The following is a 517-nucleotide window of genomic DNA, read 5'->3' on the forward strand; positions in this document are numbered from 1 at the left end:
GGGAGCCCGTGGTACGGCGCAGACCGAGTGCTCTAACTCGGCCCTCTCTCCGGCGAGCCGCCGTCCTACCTCTCCGGCGAGTTCCCCGGCGACTACGGGTGGGACACCGCGGGGCTCTCCGCCGACCCGGAGACGTTCGCCAAGAACCGGGAGCTGGAGGTGATCCACTCCAGGTGGGCGATGCTCGGCGCGCTGGGCTGCGTGTTCCCGGAGCTCCTCGCCCGGAGCGGCGTCAAGTTCGGCGAGGCCGTGTGGTTCAAGGCGGGGTCGCAGATCTTCAGCGAGGGCGGGCTCGACTACCTCGGCAACCCGAGCCTGATCCACGCGCAGAGCATCCTCGCCATCTGGGCCACACAAGTTATCCTAATGGGTGCCGTTGAAGGTTACCGTATTGCTGGTGGCCCCCTCGGTGAGGTCACTGACCCAATCTACCCAGGTGGCAGCTTCGACCCATTGGGCCTTGCTGATGACCCAGAGGCTTTTGCTGAGCTTAAGGTGAAGGAACTCAAGAACGGAC

At 65.2% G+C, this 517-nt stretch carries 1 pseudogene; it reads left to right on the top strand.

Features of this window, described 5'->3' with window-relative positions:
- Window positions 1–117: 117 nt before the first annotated feature.
- Window positions 118–517: pseudogene (locus tag NK662_RS24840) on the top strand (chlorophyll a/b-binding protein); the annotation flags it as partial.

Source organism: Ectobacillus ponti (assembly GCF_024294785.1).
Taxonomy (GTDB): Bacteria; Bacillota; Bacilli; order Bacillales; family Bacillaceae_G; genus Ectobacillus; species Ectobacillus ponti.